This is a genomic window from Leifsonia sp. NPDC058292 (genome assembly GCF_042880955.1).
GTDB lineage: Bacteria > Actinomycetota > Actinomycetes > Actinomycetales > Microbacteriaceae > Leifsonia.
Genome location: NZ_JBHVYL010000012.1, coordinates 55,747 through 77,749, shown reverse-complemented (window position 1 = coordinate 77,749; position 22,003 = coordinate 55,747). Strand labels below are relative to the sequence as shown.

Sequence of the window (22,003 nt, the reverse complement as noted above, 5' to 3'; positions counted from 1 at the left end):
CTGGCAGGATCATGGCTACTTTCGGATCGCTGTCTGACCGCCTCGCAGACACCTTCAAAAATCTCCGCACCAAGGGAAAGCTGTCGCCCGCCGACGTGGATGGCACGGTGCGCGAGATCCGTCGCGCCCTGCTCGACGCCGACGTCGCCCTCGACGTGGTCAAAGACTTCACCGGCAAGGTGCGCGAGCGCGCGCTGAGCGATGAGGTGAACAAGGCGCTGAACCCCGCCCAGCAGGTGGTGCAGATCGTCAACGATGAACTCGTCGCCATCCTCGGCGGCCAGCAGCGGCGCCTCCAGTTCGCGAAGAAGCCGCCGACCGTCATCATGCTCGCAGGCCTCCAGGGAGCCGGTAAGACGACGCTCGCCGGCAAGCTGGCCAAGTGGCTGGTCAAAGACGGTCACACCCCGGTGCTCGTGGCAGCCGACCTCCAGCGTCCCAACGCCGTCACGCAGCTGCAGATCGTCGGCGAGCAGGCGGGTGTCCCGGTCTACGCCCCCGAGCCCGGCAACGGCGTCGGCAACCCGGTTCGCGTGGCCAAAGACGCGCTGAAGTTCGCCGAGACCAAGCAGTACGACACCGTCATCGTCGACACGGCCGGCCGCTTGGGTGTCGATGCCGAGCTCATGAAGCAGGCGGCGGACATCCGCAAGGCCGTCGACCCCGACGAGGTGCTGTTCGTCATCGACGCGATGATCGGTCAAGACGCGGTCGCGACGGCCAAGGCCTTCCAGGAGGGGGTCGACTTCACCGGCGTCGTGCTCTCCAAGCTCGACGGCGACGCGCGAGGCGGTGCCGCACTGTCGGTCGCCTCGATCACCGGCCGCCCGATCATCTTCGCCTCCACGGGTGAGGGTCTCGACGACTTCGAACCGTTCCACCCCGACCGCATGGCGAGCCGCATCCTCGACCTGGGTGACATCCTCACCCTGATCGAGCAGGCGCAGGAGGCGTTCGACGAAGACGAGGCCCGCAAGGTCGCCGAGAAGTTCGCGACCGACACCTTCACGCTCGACGACTTCCTGAAGCAGATGCAGCAGCTGCGCAACATGGGCTCCATCAAGAAGATGATGGGGATGCTGCCGGGTGCCGGCGCCATGAAGCAGCAGCTCGACAACTTCGACGAGAAGGAGATCGTGCGCACCGAGGCGATCATCCAGTCGATGACGAAGGCGGAGCGCACCACGCCGAAGCTGCTGAACGGTTCACGCCGGCTGCGCATCGCCAAGGGCTCCGGCAGCACGGTGACCGAGGTCAACCAGCTCGTCAACCGTTTCGAGCAGGCCGCCAAGATGATGAAGACGGTCGCGAAGGGCGGAGTGCCGAACGTTCCCGGCATGGGCCCCATCCCGGGCGCAGGATTCGGCGGCGGTCGCGCCAAGCCTCAGCCCAAGAAGAAGGGGTCGAAGTCGGGCAACCCTGCTAAGCGCGCGGCCGAGAACGCCGCGCTCGCTTCGGGCGCGAAGCCGGCGGCCGGGGGTCCTGCGGGTTCCGGATTCGGCCTCGCCGGAGGGAAGTCCGGCGACGGCGGCCCCTCCCAGGAGGAGCTGGCCTCGCTGCAGAAGTTCTTGGGCCGCTAGAGCGCCAGGTCGAGCGGCGCGAGCTTGGCCTCGACCACCTTGGCCACGACGTCCTGACCCAGGGCGTTCGGGTGGATCCCGTCGGGCTGCAGCCATTCCGGGTGGCCGACGAGCGGGAAGCCCACGTCGAGGAAGGACCCGCCGACGTCGGTGACCGCCGTCTCGGCGATGGCGTCGACCCGCTCGACGGACGCGGGCGGAGTGTCGCTGCCCCAGATCGCCGTGGTGCCGATGATGCGGGCGTGCGGGAAAGCCTCGCGCAGCTCGCCGAGCAGCTGGGTGCAGGCGCGTTCGACGGCCGCCGGGTCGTCGTCTCGGTCGTTGCGTGTCGCCGCGATCAGGATGTAGTCGGGGCGCAGGCGCAGCGCCTGATCGACCTGCTGGCGGAAGGTCGTGCCGTTCCAGCCCTTGTGCACGAACCCGGAGCCGCTGACGGCGAGGTCGGTGAGGTGCCAGTTCTGAGCGTCGGCGACGAGCGCAGGCCATGCCTGGTCGGGCCGCACCCCCTTGCCGAAGGCGATGGAGTCGCCGATCGCGACGACCTCGGACGGCGTGCTGTCGCCGGCAGCGGCGACGGGTGTTCCGACCGCCGCGACGGGACGCTGAATCGGGGCCGGCGAGCAGCCGGCGAGGAGGAGGGCCGCCGCTGTCGCGGCGACGACGGCAGCCGCGCGGATGCTTCGGGTTGACATGCGCACGAGGTGAGAGTAGCACCCCGAAAACTGCGTGAATGCTGTGGACCGACAGGTGTGTCTGTCGGTGACGGTCGGACGCGCCGGAAGCGGGCCGGCGATCAGCGTTTCAGGCCGTCCCTCAGCTCGTGGGTGAGCGAACTCACGACCGCCTGCAGGCTGCCGCCGTTCGCCTCCGCGACGGCGAGCTGGCGCTGATAGCTGGCGCCGTTCCGCAGGATGACGTCGACCGTCTCCAGCTCCGCCAGGCAGCCCAGTCGCTCGGCGACGGGGGAGAGGTCGACCACCAGGTCGCGCAGCGCATCGCTGACGAGACGCTCCTCGCCGTCGGGGGAGACGATGATCTCCGCATCCAGGCCGTAGCGGGCCGCCCGCCATTTGTTCTCCCGCACGAACCAGGGCTGCAGCGTGACCGGCTCTTCGCCGTCGTCGAGCTGCTGCGACATCCGGTCGGTCAGGCAGTGGATGAGCGCCGCCACGGCCCCGACCTCGTCGGCCGTCGAGAGCCCGTCGCAGGCGCGCATCTCGACCGTCCCCCACTTCGGCGACGGCCGGATGTCCCAGCGCACCTCCGAGTGGTCTGTCACGACCCCCGTCGTCACGAGGTCTTGCACGTACTCCTCGTAATTCGCCCAGCTGCCGAACTGCCAGGGGAGCCCCGCCGTCGGCAGCTGCTGGAACATGAGCGCGCGGTTCGAGGCGTACCCGGTCTTCGCTCCGCCCCAGTACGGGCTGCTCGCGCTGAGCGCCTGCAGGTGAGGGTAGTAGGTGAGCAGGCCGTTGACGATGGGCAGGGCCTTGTCCCTGTCGTCGATGCCGACGTGCACGTGGATGCCCCAGATCATCATCTGGCGACCCCACCACTGGGTGCGGTCGAGCAGGCGCTCGTAGCGCTCGTTCTCCGTGATCCTCTGGTCGTACCACTGGGCGAACGGATGCGTCCCCGCGCACATGAGTTCCACGCCGAGCGGGTCGGTCACACCGCGGACCAGCCCGATCAGCTCCTGCAGGTCGGTGATCGCGGCGGGCACCGTCTTGTGGACGCGGCTGACCAGCTCGACCGTGTTCTGCAGCAGTTCGTGCGTGATCTGGGGGTGCTCGGCGCCGTCGGGCGTGCCGAGCTCGCGGAGCACATCCTCTGCGATGTGCACCAGGTCGCCGGTGGCGCCGTCGACGAGGGCTATCTCCCACTCGATGCCGACGGTGGAGCGCTCGGATTCCGAGAATTCGATCTGCATAGTGGGTCGTCCCGTTCGTCCGATTATTCAAGGGCGGCGTTATCTGACAGAATAGCTAGTTGAGTTCCGTCGCACCCGACCCTCTAATCAGGTTCGCACGGAAACCCCAGATCTCCTGCCGAGTGTGCCCCCACGCTCACGGCAGTCAGTTCGTCAAACATCTCATACAACACAGGAGAATTGTGGCTGTCAAAATCCGTCTGAAGCGCCTCGGCAAGATCCGCGCTCCGTACTACCGCATCGTCGTCGCCGACTCGCGCACCAAGCGCGACGGTCGCGTGATCGAGGAGATCGGTCTGTACCACCCCACCGAGGAGCCTTCGGTCATCCAGGTCGACTCGGAGCGCGCCCTCTACTGGCTCGGCGTCGGCGCCCAGCCCAGCGAGCAGGTTCTCGCGCTGCTCAAGCTCACCGGCGACTGGGGCAAGTTCAAGGGTGACAAGAACGCCGTCAGCACCGTGAAGACCAAAGAAGAGAAGGTCGCCTTCCAGGCCGACGAGAAGAAGAAGCCGGTTCTGAAGCCCAAGGCTGAGAAGCCCGCCGAGGTCGCCGCCGAGGCTGAGGCCGTCGTCGAGGCTGAGGTCGAGGCCGAAGAGGCCGCCGAGGCCGAGGTCGTCGAGGCTGCCGAAGAGATCACCGAGGCTGCTGCCGACGGCGAGAAGGCTTAGTCTTGCTCGCTCCCGCACTGGCGCACCTCGTCAAGGGGATCGTCGATCACCCCGACGACGTGCATGTCGTTGCAAAGAATTCGCCCCGCGGCGAGGTCCTCGAGGTTCGTGTGAACCCCGAGGACCTCGGCCGGGTCATCGGCCGGGCCGGTCGCACCGCCAAGGCGCTGCGCACCCTCGTCGCCGCGCTGGCTGACGGGCGTCGCGTTCGCGTCGACGTCGTCGACACCGACGACTGAGGTGGCCGACCACAAATTGCCCCCAGCGGAGCCGCCGCGCTCCGACCAGACGCAACTGCGCGTCGGTCGTCTCACCAAGGCCCACGGCCTGAAGGGTGGGATCAAGGTCGAGCTGTACACCGACGAGCCCGAGAAGCGGTTCGTTCCGGGAGCGGTCTTCACCCTGCAGGTGCCGACCGCATCCAAGTGGCACGGCAAGACCCTGACGTTGGTCGAGCTGCGCTGGTACAACGCTCAGGCGGTCGCGTTCTTCGCCGGCGTCGACGATCGTAGCGAGGCGGAGACGCTGATCAAGGCGATCCTCTGGGTCAGTCAGGACCCGAAAGAGCTTCCCGAGGAAGAAGACGCCTGGTACGACCACCAGCTGGTCGGGCTGGACGTTCTCCGCGACGGTGCGAAGGTGGGCCTCGTGGCCCGCGTCGACCACCTTCCGGCACAAGATCTCCTGGCGATCAAGACCGCGGACGGCGAGGTGCTCGTGCCGTTCGTGAAGGCGATCGTGCCCGAGGTCGATCTCGCGGCCGGCACCCTCACGATCACACCGCCGACGGGCCTGTTCGAAGAACTGCCCGACGACGAACCGGAGCCGCAAGTGTCCCCGGAGTCGCAGGAGCCACCGGAGCCGCAGGAGCCTTAGGCGTCAGTGCACGATCGACAGCCCGCGTGCCCGCAGCGAGCGGGCGTCGGCGTCGAGTGCGGTGAGCAGCCTCTCGTGCGTCGACACGATGTGGTGATGGATGCGGTCGGCCGCAGCCTCGCCGTCGCGCGCCGCCAGGAGTTCCACGATCTCGCGGTGCTCCTCCCACGCCGTGTGCTTGGCCTGTTCCGTGCGCACCTCGAGCCAGCGTGTTCGCGCCAACCGGGTCATCGCGGAGTCGACGGCGTCGGCGAAGAAGTGGTTGCCCGACAGGGCAGCGAGCTCGACGTGGAAGTGGGTTCCGGCGCGAACGCTCTCCTCCCCGGGCGCATCGACGCCGACCTCGCCCAGCCTGTCGGCGAGCGACGCGATGGCCTCGTCGCTCGCGCGGGCGGCGCTGAGGCGCACGGCGGCGGTCTCGAGCGCATCCCGCAGCTCGCTCAGTCTCGTGATCTCGCCGAGGTCGATGGGGGAGACCTGCCAGGCTCTGCCGTCTCGTTCGACCAGCCCGTCGGCTTCGAGGCGCATCAGCGCGGCGCGGAGCGGGGTTCTGGATGCGCCGAGCTCGGTCTCGAGGCCGCGCTCGGTGAGGCGGGCGCCGGGCATCCGGTCGAGGTCGAGAATCTGCGCCCGCAGGCGGTCGTACACGTGCGTCTGCTCGGCCATGAGCCCTCTTCCGATTGGTATACCACGTCGGTATACCGCTAGGGTATACCGCGTGTCCTCCACCATAGCGCGCCGGCCCCGCCCGTGGCTGATGCTGTCGTTCGGCGTGATCGCCCAAGCCAGCTCGACCGTCTTCGTGAGCACGCCGGCCTTCCTCATCCCGTTGCTGCACACGGAGCGCGGGCTCTCGCTCGGCCAGGCCGGTCTGCTGGCGTCCGCGCCGACCCTGGGACTCGTCATCACGCTCATCGCGTGGGGAGCGCTCACCGACCGCATCGGCGAGCGCTGGGTGATCGCGTCCGGACTCGCCATCACGGCCATCGCCGCCTTCGCGGCGATGTTCGCCAGCGACTACATCAGCCTGGGCGCTCTGTTCCTGATCGGCGGCATGGCGTCGGCGAGCCCGAACGCGGCCAGCGGCCGCGTCGTCATCGGCTGGTTCCCCAAAGAGCGTCGCGGTCTCGCGATGGGCATCCGGCAGATGTGCCAGCCGCTCGGCGTCGCGGTCGCGGCGCTCACCATCCCGCAGCTGGCGGCGTCGGGCGGGATAGCGGCGGCGCTCGTCGTTCCCGCCGTGCTCTGCGCGGTGTCGGCCGTGCTGTGCGCGCTCGGGATCGTCGACCCTCCGCGCCCACCGCGCCGAGTCGACGGCGGAGACGCGCACCCGCAGGCGGCCTGGCACCCGTACCGGTCGTCGTCGCTGCTCTGGCGCATCCATGTGGTCTCGATGCTGCTGGTGATCCCTCAGTTCACGATCTCGACCTTCGGGCTCGTGTGGCTGGTCACCGAACTGCACGCCAGCCCACTCGCCGCCGGCCTCGTCATCGGCGCGAGCCAGTTCGCGGGAGCGCTCGGTCGCATCGGGGTCGGCCTGCTGAGCGATCGGGTGGGCAGCCATCTGAGGCCGTTGCGCTGGGTGTCCGTCGTTGCCGTGGCGGTGATGCTCCTGATGAGTGCAGCGGGAGCGCTGGGGATGGCGTGGGCGGCGGCGATCCTCATCGTCGCGGCGATCGTGACCGTCGCCGACAACGGTCTCGCGTACACCTCGGTCGCGGAGATCGCCGGGCCGTTCTGGTCGGGGCGGGCGCTCGGCGCCCAGAACACCGGCCAGTTCCTGGCCGCGTCGGTGGTCGGGCCCGCCGTCGGCGGTCTCGTCACTCTCGTCGGATTCCCGTTCGCCTTCGCCATCGTCGCTCTGGCGCCGGCCATCGCGACACCGCTCGTCCCGAAGGACAGCGAGCTCGGCGCCGTGCCGGTCGAGGTGCTGCAGCGCCCCTAGAATTTCTGACATGCGCATCGACATCGTCACGATCTTCCCCGAGTTCTTCGATGTGCTCGACATCTCGCTGCTCGGCAAAGCCCGCCAGTCGGGCATCATCGATCTCGGCGTGCACAACCTTCGCGACCACACGCACGACCGGCATCGGACGGTCGACGACACTCCGTACGGCGGCGGCGCCGGCATGGTGATGAAGCCCGAGCCGTGGGGGGATGCGCTCGACGAGGTGCTGCCGGCGGGCCCCGGAGATCCGGTGGTGATCTTCCCGTCGCCCGCGGGAGAGGTGTTCACCCAGTCGATCGCGCGCGAGCTCGCCGCAGAGCAGCACCTGGTCTTCGGATGCGGACGCTACGAGGGCATCGACCAGCGCGTGGTCGACGACACCGCATCCCGCGCCCGCGTGCGGTTGATGAGCATCGGCGACTACGTGCTCAACGGGGGAGAGGTGGCGACGATGGCGATGATCGAGGCGATCGGCCGGCTCATCCCTGGTGTGGTCGGCAACCCGGAGAGCCTGGTGCAGGAATCCCACGAGGACGGCCTGCTCGAATACCCGAGCTACACCAAGCCCGCCGTGTGGCGCGACCGCGAGGTGCCGCCCATCCTGCTCTCCGGCAATCACGGAGCGATCGCCGCCTGGCGCCGCGACCAGCAGCTCGAGCGCACCCGTCGCGTGCGTCCCGATCTCCTTCCGCCCGCCTGACGCCCCGCCTGAACCGCATCGAGGGGTCCCGACTCGCCGTTACATGCACCCGTGTAACGGCGTGTCGGGACCCCTCGATGGCTTGCGACGAGCGCGCCGCGCGTCAGTCGCGAGCCGTGAGCACGATCGGGTCGGCGTCGGTGATGGCGATCGTGTGCTCCGAGTGCGCACCTCGCGAGCCGTCGGCGCTGCGCAGCGTCCAGCCGTCGGGGTCGGTGAAGATCTCGTCGGTCGTCTGCAGAAACCAGGGCTCGATCGCGATCACGAGCCCGGCCCGCAGGGGATAGCCGCGGCCGGCGCGGCCGTCGTTCGGCACGTGCGGGTCGCCGTGCATCGTGCGGCCGACGCCATGCCCGCCGAACTGTGTGTTGATCTCGTACCCTTCGGCTCTGGCGACGGCGGCGATGGCCGCCGAGATGTCGCCGATCTTGCCGCCGGGGCGAGCGGCGGCGATCCCCGCCGACAGGGCCCGCCGAGTGGTGTCGATGAGGCGCAGATCCTCGTCGCGTGCCGCGCCCACCACCAGGCTGATCGCCGAATCCGCGACCCAGCCGTCGACGGAGGCCGCGAAGTCCAGGCTCAGAAGGTCTCCGTCGCGCAGCCGGTAGTCGTGCGGGAGCCCGTGCAGCACCGCGTCGTTCACCGAGGTGCAGATGACCTTGCCGAACGGGCTCGCACCGAACGACGGGTGGTAGTCGATGTAGCACGACTCCGCTCCGGCCTCCCGGATGAGGTCGTGGGCCAGCGCATCCAGCTCGAGCAGGTTCGTGCCCACCTTCGCAGCGGCGGCCGTCTGCCTCAGCACATCGGCCACGAACCGGCCGGCCGGCCGCATCTGCTCGATCTCGGCGGGGGTCCTCAACTCGATCACGCGATCTCCTTCTCTCAGAGCACAGCTTTTCACGCCCACGGCGAACCCGCAGCCGCCACACAGCCGGGCCCGGATACGCTGATCGCGTGTTCATCCGCAAGGCGTTCTATTGGTGGCTCTTCCCGTCCGCCGTCGTGCTGCCTGTCTGGCTGCTGATCGGCTGGGCCGTCTTCCACCCGAGCGGCTGGGCGTTCGTCGGGCTGCTCATCATCTGCCCCATCCTCTTCATCGCACAGCTAGCCATCGGCGGCATCATCGCGGCGCGGAAGACCGTGCGCGACGCCCGCGCCGTCTCCTGGTACGACGTCGGGCTGCTCACCGCGTGGCACGCGTCGATCGTCGTGTTCGGCTGCTTCATCGACGGCGTCTCCAACTGGGTCGCCGTGCTGGGCATCCTGCTCGGACTCGCCACCTTCTGGGTGTCGCTCTGGGAACTCGTCACCGAGGCCAGGATGCGCGTGAAGCAGACCTTCGAGGCGTACGAACGCGCGGCGCAGCCCCAGCAGGTGCGGCGCCCGCCGGCCCCGTCGGGTGAGGCGATCGAGTACATCGTCGTCGAGGAAAGACGCGACGACGACTGACCGCGGCGAGGGCGCTTTGGTAAAGGCGCACGGTTCATGGCAGAATTGTTGTTTGTGCCGCGGCCAGACTCTGCCACAGGGGAGTCAGCACTTCTCGCGGACACCCCATAACCGATAATCCGGCCCGGCGCACGCGTGCGTCAGTGCCCCAAGTCCGTCCTCGACCTGTGGCGGGTACAGAGAGCGAACGAGCAATGCACATTCTCGACCAGGTGGATGCAGCTTCACTGAAGCAGGACATCCCGGCCTTCCGCGCCGGTGACACCGTCAAAGTCCACGTCAACATCATCGAGGGAAGCCGCTCTCGTATCCAGGTCTTCCAGGGCGTCGTCATCGGCCGTTCGGGCGAAGGCGTCCGCGAGACCTTCACGGTTCGCAAGGTGAGCTTCCAGGTCGGCGTCGAGCGTACCTTCCCGGTGCACTCGCCGGTCATCGACCACATCGAGGTCGTCACCCGCGGCGACGTCCGCCGCGCCAAGCTGTACTACCTCCGCGAGCTTCGCGGCAAGAAGGCGAAGATCAAAGAGAAGCGCGACAACTAAGGCCCCGCGCTCCGGCGCGACGCCTTCGACTCGCGGCTGCTCGACAGCCGTCCCTGAGCTCCCCGTCCTTTACACTGGACCGGGAGCTCAGGCGGTTAAATGACGGAAGAATCAGTGCCCACCCGAACGGACAGGGTGGCGAACAACAGGCGACGCGCGCGCCGCAGCACGGGACGGTTCATCCGTGACATCCTCATCATCTTCGTCGTCGCCGTTCTGGTGTCGTTCCTCATCAAGACGTTCGTCGTCAGGTCGTTCTACATCCCCTCGGCGTCGATGGAGAACACGCTGCAGGTCAATGACCGCATCATCGTCAACGAACTGGAGCCCGGCCTGGTGCCGATCAGCCGGGGCGACGTCGTCGTCTTCCGCGACCCGGGAGGCTGGCTGCCTCCACAACCGCCCTCGAACCAGAACCCGATCGCCGCGGCGGTCGACAGCGCGCTGACGTTCATCGGGCTCTCCGCCGCCGACAGCAACGACCACCTCATCAAGCGCGTGATCGGACTGCCGGGCGATCACGTGACGTGCTGCAACACGCTCGGACAGATCTCGGTCAACGGGTCCCCGCTCAAAGAGCCGTACATCCTCGTTCCTCCGGGACAGTCGAAGGCGGCGACGCTCGACTTCGACGTCACGGTGCCGAAAGGCGAGCTCTGGGTGATGGGCGACAACCGCTACAACTCGCAAGACTCGTCACGCAACCAGAACCTGCCGGGCAGAGGATTCGTGCCCATCGACCACGTGGTCGGTCGCGCCTTCGTGATCAGCTGGCCGGTCGACCGCTGGACCTGGCTCGACAACTATCCCGAGGTGTTCCGCGGGGTGGAGGACGACCGATGACGCCGATCAGCCCCACGCTCCGTTTCGAGAAGTCGCTCTATCGCGAGGGCGTCACCTCCATCGTCGCCTGCGACGAGGTCGGGCGAGGAGCGCTCGCCGGTCCTGTCGCCGTCGGCATGGTCGTCATCGACACGAGCGTGAAGCGGATCCCTGTCGGCCTGCGCGACTCCAAGCTGCTGCTCGAACCCGCACGCGAGGCGCTCGAACCGCTCTGCCGCAAATGGGTGCTGCACTCGGCGGTCGGGCTCGCCTCGGCGGCGGAGGTCGACTCGCTCGGCATCATGCGCTGTCTCGGCCTGGCCGGCGCGCGCGCTCTCGCTCAGCTGGAGCAAGGCGGTGCCGAGATCTCGCAGAGCACCCTCATCCTCGACGGCAACTACGACTACCTCAACCCCGCGCTCGACAGGCCGGCGCGCGTGGTGACGAAGATCAAAGCTGACAGGGACTGCGCGTCCGTGTCGGCGGCATCCGTGATCGCCAAAGTGCATCGCGACCGCATGATGATCGCGCACGACGTCGACTACCCGGGCTACGGCTGGGCGTCGAACAAGGGATATTCGAGCCGGGCCCATTTCGACGCGATCGCCGAGCTCGGGCCGAGTGCGCTCCACCGGCTGACCTGGCTGAAGGAAGCATCGATGCTCGCCATGCCGACATGAGCCGAACTCCGGCATAGACTTGTCGAACGATGGATGATGATGAGTTCGACGACTACGACCGCGAGGTCGAGTTGGCTTTGTACCGCGAATATCGAGACGTCGTCTCGCAGTTCAAGTATGTGATCGAGACCGAGCGCCGCTTCTACCTCGCGAACGAGGTGGAGTTCGTCCGCCGGGACACCGAGCACGACTTCTACTTCGAACTGACGATGAACGACGTGTGGGTCTGGGATGTCTATCGTTCCGACCGCTTCGTGAAGTCGGTGCGCGTGCTCACGTTCAAAGACGTGAACATCGAGGAGCTCTCGAGCAAAGAGTTCGAGCTTCCGAAAGAGCTGGCGCTCGACGAATAGGCGCTCCGCGCTGCCTCAGCGCTCGTAGGTGCCGGTCAGGCGTCCGCGGGCTATGACGTGCCCGCGCATCGCTTCGACGACGGTCGCGGGGCTCAGCGAGTCGTCGCCGGGGATGCGGATGTCCAGGGCGAAGAGCTGGAACACGTATGCGTGCGGCCCGTGGCCGGGGATGGGCCGGGGTCCGTGGTAGCCGCGACGGCCGAACTGGGCTCGAGCGGCGCCGTGCGGCCCTCCGTCGTTGAGGTCGCCCGGCGCGAGTGCGACGATCGCGGGATCAAGACGGGATGCGGCGTGCGTGATGGGGCTTGAGAAGGGTACATCCGCGTCTTCCACGATGAGCACGAGCTCCTTGCAGGCGCTCGGCACGGCGCTCCACGCCAGGGCAGGGGAGACGTTGTCGCCGATCGGCTTGCCCGCTGTGCGCTGCGGCATCGCGGAGCCGTCGGTGAAGTCGGTGCTGGTGAGCTCGATGGTGCCGGGCGCTTCGAGCCCGGAGGTGTGCCAGGCGAGAGTGTTCTCTCCCGCGCGGCGATTCGCCAGAAGGCGGCCGAGGATGCGCATCGCACTCCGATTCTGTTGAGGTTCGCCGAAGAACCTACCGTGCCGGGGTGTGGCATCGGCTGAACGCCCTGTCCGCACCCTCCTCCACAGCCGAACACGGGCGCGCGTTCTCCACGGATCGTTGCTCCCTCGCTCCCACTGCCATTCCAGGGCCGGATCCTGGTCTCGGAGGGAAACATGGCAGCGAAAGACGATTTGGGGCGGCGTGGCGAGGCAGTCGCGGCCGCCTGGTTCGAACGGCATGGCTACGAGGTGCTCGATCGCAATTGGCGGTGCCCTATCGGGGAGCTCGACCTCGTGCTGAGGCGCGCGGAGGTCACGGTCTTCGCCGAGGTGAAGACGCGCACCTCCGTGGCCTACGGGCACCCCTTCGAGGCGATCACCCCTGCCAAGGCTCGGCGGTTGCGCCAGCTGTCGGTCGAGTGGTGCCGACGCCACGATTCGGGGGTGGCGGAGATCCGCGTGGATGCGATCGCCGTGGTCGACGCCTGGAGCGCCAACCCGCAGGTCGAGCACCTCAAGGCGATCGCCTGATGTCGCTCGCGCGCACCTACGCCGTCGCCCTCAACGGATTGCGAGGAGAGCTGGTCGAGGTCGAAGCCGACATCGCGGCGGGTCTTCCCGCGTTCGTGCTCATCGGGCTGCCCGACACCGCCCTCGGCGAATCGAGAAAGCGGGTCGTCGCCGCCGCGGTGAACTCCGGGTGCCCGCTGACCCAGCGCAAGCTGACGATCAACCTGTCGCCGGCCGCCCTGCGTAAGCAGGGCTCTGCCTTCGACCTGGCCATCGCCGTCGCGGCACTCGCGGCGGCCGGCGACATCTCCGGCGCATCGGCCGCCAAGGTCGTGCACCTCGGGGAACTCGGACTCGACGGTCGCCTGCGCCCTGTTCCCGGCATCCTGCCCGCGGTCGTCGCCGCGCGCACGGCCGGCTTCGAGAGGGTGATGGTCCCCGAGATCAACGCCGACGAAGCGCGTTTGGTCGACGGCATCGAGGTGACCGCCGTCTCATCGCTCCGTCAGGCGGCGATCTGGCACGGCAGCGATCTCGCGCCCGCCGACGACCCCGAGCCGGCGATCGTCGTCGGGGAGTCGGTCGAACAGCCGGAGACGCGACCGCAGCCCGACCTCTCGGACGTCGTGGGCAACGAGGAGGTCGTCGAGGCTCTCGTCGTCGCAGCGGCAGGAGGCCACCACGTTTCGATGGTCGGGCCGCCCGGTGCAGGCAAGACCATGATCGCCGCCCGGCTCCCGACGATCCTGCCCGACCTCACAGACCAGGAGGCGCTGGAGGTGACGTCGGTGCGCTCGCTGTCCGGTGCGTACATCGGCCGCGAGCTCATCCGCCGCCCGCCGTTCGAAGCACCGCATCACACCGCGTCTCCCGTCGCTCTGGTGGGTGGCGGCTCCACCCGCATCGTTCCCGGCGCCATCGTTCGTGCATCCCACGGCGTGCTGTTCCTCGACGAAGCGGCCGAGTTCCCGTCGGGGGTGCTGGATGCGCTCAGGCAACCCCTCGAATCGGGGTCGATCACCATCCATCGCGCGAGCGGAACCGCCACCTTTCCGGCGCGCTTCCAGCTCGTGCTCGCTGCGAATCCATGCCCGTGCGGGCGCTACGGGTCCGCCGACGACGAGTGCACGTGCACGCCCATCGCCCGGCGCAGGTACCTCGCGAAGCTGTCGGGGCCGCTTCTGGATCGGGTCGACATCCGGCTGTCGGTGCGGCGAGTGAGCATCGCCGCGCTACGAGGCGCGCGTGGGTCGGGAGGAGAGTCGGCGGCGGCGCAGCGCTCGACCGGCGAGGCGGGCCTTGCGCGCTCCAGTCTCGCCACGCGTGCTCGCGTCGTCGCCGCTCGAGGGGCCGCCGCGGAGCGGTTGGCACAGACGCCCTGGGCACGCAATGCGGATGTCACGGGCAGCTGGCTCCGCGAGCGCGGCAACAGGCTCCCACCGGCGACGACATCCGCACTCGACCGCGCACTCGAACGGGGAGCGCTCACGATGCGGGGCTACGACCGCACCTTGCGGCTGGCCTGGACGGTCGCCGACCTGGATGGCGCGACCGTACCGACCTCGCACCACGTGGGCGTCGCGCTCTATCTGCGACGGGGGATGGCGTGATGGGGTACCTGACACTGGGCTCCGCTGAACTGGTCGAACTTCTCACGCCGGTCACGCCGGCGGAACTCGAAGCGCATGTCGACACCGCGTCGCACGATGACATCGCCCGTCGGTTCGCCACCGCCGCGTTCACCACGCTCGCAGAGCCTGGCGATACCGACGCCGCCCTCGTGGTGGGAACCCTTGGCGCGGCCGCAGCCTTGACCGCGATCGTCGAACGCTGGTCGGCCGCGCGTGTGCTGAGCGCTCTGAGCGAGGTCGACCCCGCGACCGAGACGTCGATCTCGGGGCGGCCGGAGGATTCGGGGCGGTCTTCCCCGGCGAGCCGGTCGGCGAAACGAAGGGGCGCTGCGCTGACCGCGGTGGAGCGGATCGACGAGGCGCTGCAGCGCTGGACGCCGAGGCTCTCGCTACGAACGGCCCGCGCGGCACTCGAGTCGGCCGCGCACGTCGGAGCGATGTTCGTGACCCCGCACGACGCGCTGTGGCCGACCGGGCTCCCCGATCTCGGCGATGGCGCGCCTTTGGGGCTGTGGTTCCGGGGAGACCCGTCCGGTCTGCGAGCGGTGAATCGCTCGATCGCGCTCGTCGGCGCCCGAGCGTCGACAGGGTACGGCGAGCATGTCGCCATGGAGTCCGCCGCCGGGCTCGCCGACCGAGGCTTCGCCGTCGTCTCCGGCGGCGCCTACGGGATCGACGGGGCCGCACACCGGGCGACTCTGGCAAGTGAGCAGACGACGATCGCGTTCCTGGCGGGCGGCGTGGACAGACTGTATCCGTCTGGCCACAACGACTTGCTCACCCGTATCGCTCAGACCGGTCTGCTGATGGGGGAGTTGCCGTGCGGCTCCTCGCCCACGAAATGGCGCTTCCTCCAGCGCAACAGGCTCATCGCGGCGGCGAGTCGGGCCACCGTCGTCATCGAGGCCGGGCGGCGGTCGGGTTCGCTCAACACGGCCGCGCACGCTGCGGCGATCGGCCGGCCACTCGGAGCCGTACCCGGTCCGGTGACCTCGCCGGCCTCGGCCGGATGCCATCGGCTCATCCAAGAGTTCGGCGCCGCCTGTGTTACGTCGGCGGCGGAGATGGCCGAGCTCGCTGGTGTCGGGCTGGGCGAGCCGTCAGCACTCATCCCCGAGGGCACCGCCGACCGCGCAGAGCAGGGGGAGCCGGGTGCGAGCGGCCCCAGCGACACGGTGGGGGGAGGAGGCGAGCGGGGCGCGAGCGTGCGCGTGCTCGACGCGCTGGCGTATCGGTCGGCGCGGTCCGTGCGCGACGTTGCGGCGCGCGCCGGGATGTCCGAGCGCGAGACGAGCTCGGTTCTGGGCTACCTGGAGCTCGAGCGGCTGGCCGGCGAACGCGACGACGGATGGCGCAAGCTCCGGCCGCGGGAAAGCTAGAGCCCGAGCCCGAGCCCGAGCCCGAGCCGAGCCCGAGCCCGAGCCCAGTCCGCTCCGCACGCGGTGGGTCGCTACAGAGAAAGCGGACGCGGCGGGGCAGTCTGGGAGGGTGGAGTTTCACCGTGCGATCGAGGCGTACACCGTGCACCTCACGGTCGAGCGCGGATACTCGCCGCAAACGGTGCGGGCCTACCGCTCCGACCTCCATGCCCTGAGCACGTTCGCGGAGGGGCGCCAGATCGTCGACACGGAGGGGCTGACCCTCGACCTCCTTCGCGACTGGCTCTGGCACGCGGCGCAGAACGGCGTTTCGAAAGCGACGCTCGCCCGCCGTTCGGCGTCCGCGAGGGGGTTCAGCTCGTGGGCCACTCGGGAAGCGGGAGGTCAGGTCGACCCCGCCGCGCGGCTCCGGTCGCCGAAACCCGACAAGACGCTCCCTCGGGTGGTCAATCGAGCCCAGATGTCCGGGCTGCTGGATGCGCTGGCGGCCAAAGCGGCGGAGGGCGGCCCGGAAGAAGCCAGGGACCTCGCCGTGATCGAACTGCTGTACGCGTCGGGCATCCGGGTGTCGGAATTGACCGGGCTCGACGTCGACGATGTCGACCTCGAACGACTCACGGTCAGGGTGCTCGGCAAAGGCTCGAAAGAACGGGTGGTGCCGTTCGGGGTGCCCGCGAAAGACGCCGTCGTCTCCTACCTCCGAACCGCGCGGCCGCGACTCGCGACCGCGCGCTCCGGTGCGGCGCTGTTTCTCGGAGCCCGGGGCGGACGCTGGGGGAGCCGCGCGGTGTACCAGCTGGTCGCCGGGCTGCTCGCAGACATCCCGGGCGGAGGTCCGGCGGGGCCGCACGCGTTGCGTCACACCGCTGCGACCCACCTGCTCGACGGCGGCGCGGACCTGCGGGCGGTTCAAGAACTGCTCGGCCACGCCAGCATGGGCACGACCCAGATCTACACCCACGTCTCCACAGAACGCCTCAGAGAGAGCTACCGGATCGCCCACCCGCGCGCCTGACCACAGCAACGTCGGGCGCGTCCTGGTGACGTCGGCACGTCATCCGGGCCGGCCGAGGGGGAGAAGAACAGCCCGGGGCACGCGATCGAAGAAAAGCAGCGGCGACACGTAAGCGCCGTCGACTCGGACACCGATGTGGAGGCAGGCGGTGCCGCAGTGGCCCCCGGCGGCCACCGTTCCGATCGGCTGCCCGGTCGAGACGGTCTCGCCGACGGCGAGGCTCGATGCCAACGGCTCGTAGCTCGACAGCACGCCGGAGCCGTGATCCAGCGTGAGCACGGGACGGTCGACGACGACGCCGGCGAAGCGGACGGTCGCTGCGGCCGGAGCCGCGACGGCCGCGCCGGAGGCCGCCGCCAGGTCGATGCCCCGATGTCCCGCTGCGTATGGCGTGGCCGGTGCTTCGAAGCCCCGCGCGACAACCGGGGGCCGGAGAGGCCAGTTCCAGCGCCGGTCGGGCACGGGCACGCTCTGATCGATGGTCGCCTGCGATTCCGCCGGCTCCAGGAGCGTGGCCGCCGCGTACGCGCCCGGGCCCTCCGACACCACCGTTGCCGACGCCACGAGCACGGCGACCACCGCTCGTCCGGCGAACGCTCGCCGTCGCCCCGAGCGTCGACGCCGACGCCGACGCCGGCCCAGCTTCCGATCCACCATCCTCACCGCCCCCTCGTGACCACCCTGCCCCCGGGCGCGGGGCCGACGATCGGCTGCCCGCGAATCTGTGGACGGCGCCGGCGTCAGCGCGACTGTGGAGAGCGACACGCGACCTTCCGAGCCGATGCCTTGCCTGGGAGTCTCTGCGGAGTAACGTGTGTGCTGCCGGTCGCCCGCGACGCTCATCCACCGCCCGCGGATCCGCACACACAACTGCAAAGGTCTTCCATGTCTGAACAGAACAGCTCATCCGCGGTGAACAGCTCTGAGAGCGTCCCGAAGTACAGCGCGTCGATGCGACGCAAGGCGACAGGGCTCGCGATCGCTGCGGCGGTCGGCGGCTTCCTCTTCGGTTTCGACTCGTCCGTGGTCAACGGTGCGGTCGACTCCATCCAGCAGCATTTCGCGCTGAACGCCTTCGTCAAGGGCTTCGTGGTGGCCATCGCGCTGCTCGGCTGCGCGCTCGGCGCCTACGTCGCGGGACGCCTCGCCGACCGCTGGGGACGCCTGAAAGTGATGTTCCTGGGCGCCGGTCTGTTCTTCATCAGCTCGATCGGCGCCGGCCTGGCCTTCTCGGTGTGGGACCTCGGCCTGTGGCGCGTCATCGGTGGTCTCGGCATCGGCATCGCGTCGGTGGTCGCTCCGGCGTACATCGCGGAGATTGCGCCGAAGCAGCGCCGCGGCGGTCTGGCATCGCTGCAGCAGCTCGCGATCACGATCGGTATCTTCGTGGCCCTGCTGTCCGACGCCCTGCTCGCGGGCGTCGCGGGTTCGGCATCCGACCAGCTGTGGCTCGGCCTCGAGGCCTGGCGGTGGATGTTCCTGGTGGGCGTCATCCCGTCGGTGGTATACGGCATCCTGGCCTTTACGTTGCCGGAGTCGCCCCGGTTCCTGCTCGCGACCGGCAAGCATGACGAGGCGCGGGAGATCTTCTCGACGCTCGTGCCGGAGAGCGACATCGACCGTCAGATCAAGGACATCGAGAACTCGATCGCCGAAGACAAGGAAGGCCTGAAGGCGACGCTGCGCGGCGACCGCTTCGGGCTGAAACCCATCGTCTGGATCGGTATCATCCTGTCGGTCTTCCAGCAGTTCGTCGGCATCAACGTGATCTTCTACTATTCGACGACCCTGTGGAAGGCGGTCGGATTCACCGAGAGCAACTCGTTGCTCATCACTGTGATCACCTCCGTCACCAACGTGGTCGTGACGGTCGTCGCCATCCTGCTCGTGGACCGCATCGGCCGCCGCCCCATCCTGCTCACCGGCTCGATCGGCATGACGCTGTCCCTCGGCGTGATGGCGTTGGCGTTCGCGTTCTCGGTCAAGACCGATGGAGACGTGAGCCTGCCCGGCGCCTGGGGCCCGATCGCGCTGATCGCGGCCAACCTGTTCGTCGTCTGCTTCGGAGCGTCGTGGGGCCCGTTGGTCTGGGTGCTGCTGGGTGAGATCTTCCCGACCAAGATCCGCGGAAAGGCCCTCGGTGTCGCGGCCGCGGCACAGTGGATCGCGAACTTCCTCATCACCGTGAGCTTCCCGCCGATGTCGGACTTCTCGCTGCCGTTCACGTACGGCATGTACGCCGTGTTCGCGCTGCTGTCGTTCTTCTTCGTGTTCTACAAGATCCCCGAGACCAACGGCATGGCGCTCGAGCATGCTGAGACGCTGTTCGCCAACTCGGGCAAGAGCCGTGGGGTGCAGGTGAGGTCCAGCGGGGACTCCGTCAAGTCGCGCTCGTGACACCCGTGTTCTGATAAGCTGTCGGCAGCACTCCGCTCGTCGGGGTGACTACGCGTGCCCACTCGGGCTTACGCCGCATCCACCGGTCTTCACAATTCACGCGGATCCTTCCGCGCGAACGGCGAAGCGGATGCGCGTGCCGGGCACCAGGAGTGGCGGCCGCCCGGTCGCTGCAGTCAACCGCAACAGCATCCGTCTGCCCGGCAGAGGATGCAAGAACAGGAGACGGCAATGGCCGTTGTAACCATGCGCCAGCTGCTCGACAGCGGCGTCCACTTCGGACACCAGACCCGCCGCTGGAACCCGAAGATGAAGCGATTCATCCTGACCGAGCGCTCGGGCAGCTACATCATCGACCTGCAGCAGTCGCTCGCGTACATCGACAAGACCTACGAGTTCGTCCGCGAGACCGTCGCGCACGGCGGCACGATCCTCTTCGTCGGAACCAAGAAACAGGCCCAGAACGCGATCGCCGAGCAGGCGACCCGCGTCGGCCAGCCCTACGTCAACCAGCGTTGGCTCGGTGGCCTCCTCACCAACTTCCAGACGGTGTCGAAGCGTCTGGCCCGCATGAAGGAGCTCGAGGAGCTCGACTTCGAAGGCACCACGAGTGGCTTCACCAAGAAGGAACTCCTCATCAAGAAGCGCGAGCTCGACAAGCTGCACAAGTCGCTCGGCGGCATCCGCAACCTGACGAAGACCCCGAGCGCGCTCTGGGTGGTCGACACCAAGAAGGAGCACCTGGCGATCGACGAGGCCAAGAAGCTGGGCATCCCGGTCATCGGCATCCTCGACACCAACTGCGACCCCGACGAGGTCCAGTACCCGATCCCGGGTAACGACGACGCGATCCGTTCCGTCGGTCTCCTCACCCGCATCGTGGCCGACGCCGCGGCCGAGGGCCTCATCCAGCGTCACCAGAAGCCCGAAGAGGGCGCAGAGCCGACCGAGCCGCTCGCTGAGTGGGAGCAGGAGCTCCTCCAGTCGTCGGGCGACGAGGTTCAGGCCAGCGCCGAGACCGAGAAGGCCGCTGACGCCGACCTCGCCGAGGCCGAGGCGGACTCCGCCGAGGTCGTCGCCGAGGGCGAGGCAGTCGCCGAAGCCGTCGCCGAGACCGAGGCCGCCGACGAGACCGCTGCGGTCGCGACCGACGACGCCACCGAGGCAGTCGTCGAGGCCGAGACCGAAGCCAAGTAGTCCGTCTCTCTTCACCACTTCTTTCGAAAGACAAGGTTCTCAACGAACATGGCAAACATCAGCATCGCTGACATCAAGGCCCTGCGCGAGCAGCTCGGCACGGGCATGGTCGACACCAAGAAGGCGCTCGAGGAGGCCGATGGAGACATCGAGAAGGCCACCGAGATCCTGCGCCTGAAGGGTGCGAAGGGCAACGCCAAGCGCGCCGACCGCTCCACGAGCGAAGGCCTCGTCGCGGCCAAGGAGAACGGCTCGACCGCCACGATGATCGAGCTCGCCTGCGAGACCGACTTCGTCGCCAAGGGCGAGAAGTTCATCGCGCTCTCCGAGAAGGTTCTCGACGCGGTCAGCGCCTCCGGCGCCACGACCGTCGACGAGGCTCTCGCCGCGCCCGCCGGTGGCAAGACCGTCGCCGAGCTCATCGGTGACGAGGCCGCCATCCTCGGCGAGAAGGTGGAACTCCGCCGCATCGCCGTCGTGACCGGCGAGCACTTCGCGATCTACCTGCACAAGACCTCCAAAGACCTGCCCCCGCAGGTCGGTGTCGTGCTTGGCTACGCCGGCGACGACGCGGAGACCGCGCGCAGCATCGCGCAGCACATCTCGTTCGCCAACCCGGAGTACCTCACCCGTGAGGACGTTCCGACCGAGGCCGTCGAGAACGAGCGCCGCATCGTCGAGGAGATCTCGCGCAACGAGGGCAAGCCCGAGGCCGCCCTGCCGAAGATCATCGAGGGTCGCCTCGGCGCGTACTTCAAGCAGGTCGCCCTTCTCGAGCAGGATTACGCGAAGGACAACAAGCTGAGCATCAGCCAGGTGGTCAAGGATGCGGGCATCACCGTCTCCGGCTTCGCCCGGTTCAAGGTCGGCGCCTAACAGGCTCATGAAGGAGTCCGGATCGTTTCATTCGATCCGGACTCCTTTTCTGTGTGCCCGGCAGTAAGCCTCTGCCCTCACTCAGGGCACACACCCACTAGCTTTGAAGAGACTCGGCCAACGGAAGGACTCACACACGCATGTCGGAATCGAACAAGAGGCGCAGGGTTCTTCTCAAACTCTCGGGTGAGGCTTTCGGCGGGGGACAGCTCGGGGTCAACCCCGACATCGTCAGCGCCATCGCGCGCGAGATCGCGGAGGCCGCGAAAGACGTCGAGATCGCCATCGTCGTCGGCGGGGGCAACTTCTTCCGCGGCGCCGAACTCTCGCAGCGCGGCATGGACCGCGGGCGTGCCGACTACATGGGGATGCTCGGCACAGTCATGAACTCGCTCGCCCTCCAGGACTTCCTCGAGCAGGCGGGTGCGGAGACGCGCGTGCAGTCGGCGATCGCGATGACCCAGGTCGCCGAGCCCTACATCCCTCGTCGCGCCGAGCGCCACCTGGAGAAGGGGCGCGTCGTGATCTTCGGCGCCGGAGCCGGCCTGCCGTACTTCTCGACAGACACCGTCGCCGCGCAGCGCGCGCTCGAGATCGAGGCCGATGTCGTGCTCGTCGCCAAGAACGGCGTCGACGGGATGTACGACGACGACCCTCGCAAGAACCCGGACGCCCGCAAGATCGACCAGATCACCCACCAGGAGGCTCTGCAGCAGAACCTCAAGGCCGTCGACTCGACCGCGCTGAGCCTCTGCATGGACAACGGCATGCCGATGCGCATCTTCGGGATCGAGCCGGCCGGCAACGTCACCGCTGCCATCCTGGGCGCGGAGATCGGCACCCTGCTCGGCTGAGGCCGCCGGCCGCGGTCGCTGCGGCACCG

Annotated in this window: 25 protein-coding genes; 19 read left to right on the top strand and 6 right to left on the bottom strand. The window is 68.4% G+C overall.

The features are described from left to right. The first annotated feature begins 11 nt into the window (after positions 1–11). Entirely contained in the window at positions 12–1,580 is a 1,569-nt protein-coding gene (ffh, locus tag ACFVWR_RS09185; RefSeq protein WP_387210278.1) for a signal recognition particle protein, read from the top strand. Here the strand turns inward: ffh and ACFVWR_RS09180 are convergent. Together ACFVWR_RS09180 and ACFVWR_RS09175 are read right to left on the bottom strand one after the other, a co-directional pair. Continuing rightward, a complete protein-coding gene (locus tag ACFVWR_RS09180) occupies positions 1,577–2,272 on the bottom strand; it encodes an SGNH/GDSL hydrolase family protein (RefSeq protein WP_387210314.1) in 696 nt (231 codons plus the stop codon). The genes ffh and ACFVWR_RS09180 overlap by 4 nt on opposite strands. 101 nt (positions 2,273–2,373) lie before the next feature. Beyond that, positions 2,374–3,510, bottom strand: coding sequence for a glutamate--cysteine ligase (locus tag ACFVWR_RS09175; protein ID WP_387210276.1), 1,137 nt, complete (start codon positions 3,508–3,510; stop codon positions 2,374–2,376). Positions 3,511–3,692: 182 nt separating this feature from the next. Here ACFVWR_RS09175 and rpsP point away from each other — a divergent pair, with 182 nt between their 5' ends. From rpsP to rimM, 3 genes are read left to right on the top strand one after another with little or no spacing between them, the layout of a single operon-like run. After that, positions 3,693–4,178: a 30S ribosomal protein S16 gene (rpsP, locus tag ACFVWR_RS09170; protein WP_387210274.1), complete on the top strand. Its 486-nt coding sequence runs from the start codon at positions 3,693–3,695 to the stop codon at positions 4,176–4,178. Between the two features lie 2 nt (positions 4,179–4,180). Next, entirely contained in the window at positions 4,181–4,417 is a 237-nt protein-coding gene (locus tag ACFVWR_RS09165; RefSeq protein ID WP_387210272.1) for an RNA-binding protein, read from the top strand. 1 nt (position 4,418) lies between these two features. Next, complete coding sequence (rimM, locus tag ACFVWR_RS09160) at positions 4,419–5,054, top strand: ribosome maturation factor RimM (RefSeq protein WP_387210270.1); 636 nt, start codon at positions 4,419–4,421, stop codon at positions 5,052–5,054. Positions 5,055–5,057: 3 nt separating this feature from the next. Here the strand turns inward: rimM and ACFVWR_RS09155 are convergent, their stop codons facing one another. Further along, the gene (locus ACFVWR_RS09155) at positions 5,058–5,720 is read right to left on the bottom strand and encodes a GntR family transcriptional regulator (RefSeq protein WP_387210268.1); all 663 of its coding nucleotides are present in this window, start codon (positions 5,718–5,720) and stop codon (positions 5,058–5,060) included. 91 nt (positions 5,721–5,811) lie between these two features. Between ACFVWR_RS09155 and ACFVWR_RS09150 the strand changes: the two genes are divergently transcribed. After that, complete coding sequence (locus ACFVWR_RS09150) at positions 5,812–6,999, top strand: MFS transporter (RefSeq protein ID WP_387210312.1); 1,188 nt, start codon at positions 5,812–5,814, stop codon at positions 6,997–6,999. A gap of 10 nt (positions 7,000–7,009) precedes the next feature. Then, the gene (trmD, locus tag ACFVWR_RS09145; RefSeq protein WP_387210266.1) at positions 7,010–7,702 is read left to right on the top strand and encodes a tRNA (guanosine(37)-N1)-methyltransferase TrmD; all 693 of its coding nucleotides are present in this window, start codon (positions 7,010–7,012) and stop codon (positions 7,700–7,702) included. Positions 7,703–7,805: 103 nt separating this feature from the next. Here trmD and map read toward each other — a convergent pair whose 3' ends face one another. Next, entirely contained in the window at positions 7,806–8,573 is a 768-nt protein-coding gene (map, locus tag ACFVWR_RS09140) for a type I methionyl aminopeptidase (protein ID WP_387210264.1), read from the bottom strand. Between the two features lie 86 nt (positions 8,574–8,659). Between map and ACFVWR_RS09135 the strand changes: the two genes are divergently transcribed. From ACFVWR_RS09135 to ACFVWR_RS09115, 5 genes are all read left to right on the top strand, one after another. Beyond that, complete coding sequence (locus ACFVWR_RS09135; RefSeq protein ID WP_387210262.1) at positions 8,660–9,154, top strand: hypothetical protein; 495 nt, start codon at positions 8,660–8,662, stop codon at positions 9,152–9,154. A gap of 194 nt (positions 9,155–9,348) precedes the next feature. Beyond that, positions 9,349–9,696 carry a 50S ribosomal protein L19 gene (gene rplS / locus ACFVWR_RS09130; RefSeq protein WP_055920023.1) on the top strand — a complete coding sequence of 116 codons (348 nt, stop codon included), beginning with the start codon at positions 9,349–9,351 and terminating at the stop codon, positions 9,694–9,696. A gap of 99 nt (positions 9,697–9,795) precedes the next feature. Beyond that, positions 9,796–10,539 (top strand): signal peptidase I, encoded by a 744-nt coding sequence (lepB, locus tag ACFVWR_RS09125; RefSeq protein WP_387210260.1) that lies wholly within the window; start codon positions 9,796–9,798, stop codon positions 10,537–10,539. Further along, entirely contained in the window at positions 10,536–11,198 is a 663-nt protein-coding gene (locus tag ACFVWR_RS09120; RefSeq protein ID WP_387210258.1) for a ribonuclease HII, read from the top strand. The genes lepB and ACFVWR_RS09120 overlap by 4 nt, the downstream gene beginning before the upstream one ends. A 29-nt stretch (positions 11,199–11,227) precedes the next feature. Next, positions 11,228–11,551 carry a DUF2469 family protein gene (locus tag ACFVWR_RS09115; protein ID WP_387059588.1) on the top strand — a complete coding sequence of 108 codons (324 nt, stop codon included), beginning with the start codon at positions 11,228–11,230 and terminating at the stop codon, positions 11,549–11,551. A gap of 15 nt (positions 11,552–11,566) precedes the next feature. On the opposite strand, the gene ACFVWR_RS09110 is transcribed toward ACFVWR_RS09115, so the two are convergent. Next, entirely contained in the window at positions 11,567–12,112 is a 546-nt protein-coding gene (locus ACFVWR_RS09110; RefSeq protein ID WP_387210256.1) for a YbhB/YbcL family Raf kinase inhibitor-like protein, read from the bottom strand. A gap of 177 nt (positions 12,113–12,289) precedes the next feature. Between ACFVWR_RS09110 and ACFVWR_RS09105 the strand changes: the two genes are divergently transcribed. The 4 genes from ACFVWR_RS09105 to ACFVWR_RS09090 all read left to right on the top strand — a co-directional run bounded on the left by ACFVWR_RS09105 (position 12,290) and on the right by ACFVWR_RS09090 (position 16,650). Continuing rightward, the gene (locus tag ACFVWR_RS09105) at positions 12,290–12,646 is read left to right on the top strand and encodes a YraN family protein (RefSeq protein WP_387210254.1); all 357 of its coding nucleotides are present in this window, start codon (positions 12,290–12,292) and stop codon (positions 12,644–12,646) included. Continuing rightward, complete coding sequence (locus ACFVWR_RS09100; protein WP_387210252.1) at positions 12,646–14,235, top strand: YifB family Mg chelatase-like AAA ATPase; 1,590 nt, start codon at positions 12,646–12,648, stop codon at positions 14,233–14,235. Before ACFVWR_RS09105 ends, ACFVWR_RS09100 begins: the two co-directional genes overlap by 1 nt. Then, complete coding sequence (gene dprA, locus ACFVWR_RS09095; RefSeq protein WP_387210250.1) at positions 14,235–15,635, top strand: DNA-processing protein DprA; 1,401 nt, start codon at positions 14,235–14,237, stop codon at positions 15,633–15,635. Before ACFVWR_RS09100 ends, dprA begins: the two co-directional genes overlap by 1 nt. A gap of 109 nt (positions 15,636–15,744) precedes the next feature. Beyond that, positions 15,745–16,650, top strand: a complete 906-nt coding sequence (locus ACFVWR_RS09090) for a tyrosine recombinase XerC (protein ID WP_387210248.1) — start codon at positions 15,745–15,747, stop codon at positions 16,648–16,650. Positions 16,651–16,689: 39 nt separating this feature from the next. On the opposite strand, the gene ACFVWR_RS09085 is transcribed toward ACFVWR_RS09090, so the two are convergent. Further along, entirely contained in the window at positions 16,690–17,307 is a 618-nt protein-coding gene (locus tag ACFVWR_RS09085) for a murein hydrolase activator EnvC family protein (RefSeq protein ID WP_387210246.1), read from the bottom strand. 294 nt (positions 17,308–17,601) lie between these two features. Between ACFVWR_RS09085 and ACFVWR_RS09080 the strand changes: the two genes are divergently transcribed. The 4 genes from ACFVWR_RS09080 to pyrH all read left to right on the top strand — a co-directional run bounded on the left by ACFVWR_RS09080 (position 17,602) and on the right by pyrH (position 21,974). Continuing rightward, positions 17,602–19,047, top strand: coding sequence for a sugar porter family MFS transporter (locus ACFVWR_RS09080; RefSeq protein WP_387210310.1), 1,446 nt, complete (start codon positions 17,602–17,604; stop codon positions 19,045–19,047). A gap of 231 nt (positions 19,048–19,278) precedes the next feature. Continuing rightward, positions 19,279–20,244 (top strand): 30S ribosomal protein S2, encoded by a 966-nt coding sequence (gene rpsB / locus ACFVWR_RS09075; protein WP_387210244.1) that lies wholly within the window; start codon positions 19,279–19,281, stop codon positions 20,242–20,244. Positions 20,245–20,292: 48 nt separating this feature from the next. Further along, entirely contained in the window at positions 20,293–21,120 is an 828-nt protein-coding gene (gene tsf, locus ACFVWR_RS09070) for a translation elongation factor Ts (RefSeq protein WP_387210242.1), read from the top strand. Positions 21,121–21,260: 140 nt separating this feature from the next. Continuing rightward, positions 21,261–21,974, top strand: a complete 714-nt coding sequence (gene pyrH / locus ACFVWR_RS09065; RefSeq protein WP_387210240.1) for a UMP kinase — start codon at positions 21,261–21,263, stop codon at positions 21,972–21,974. Positions 21,975–22,003 lie beyond the last annotated feature (29 nt).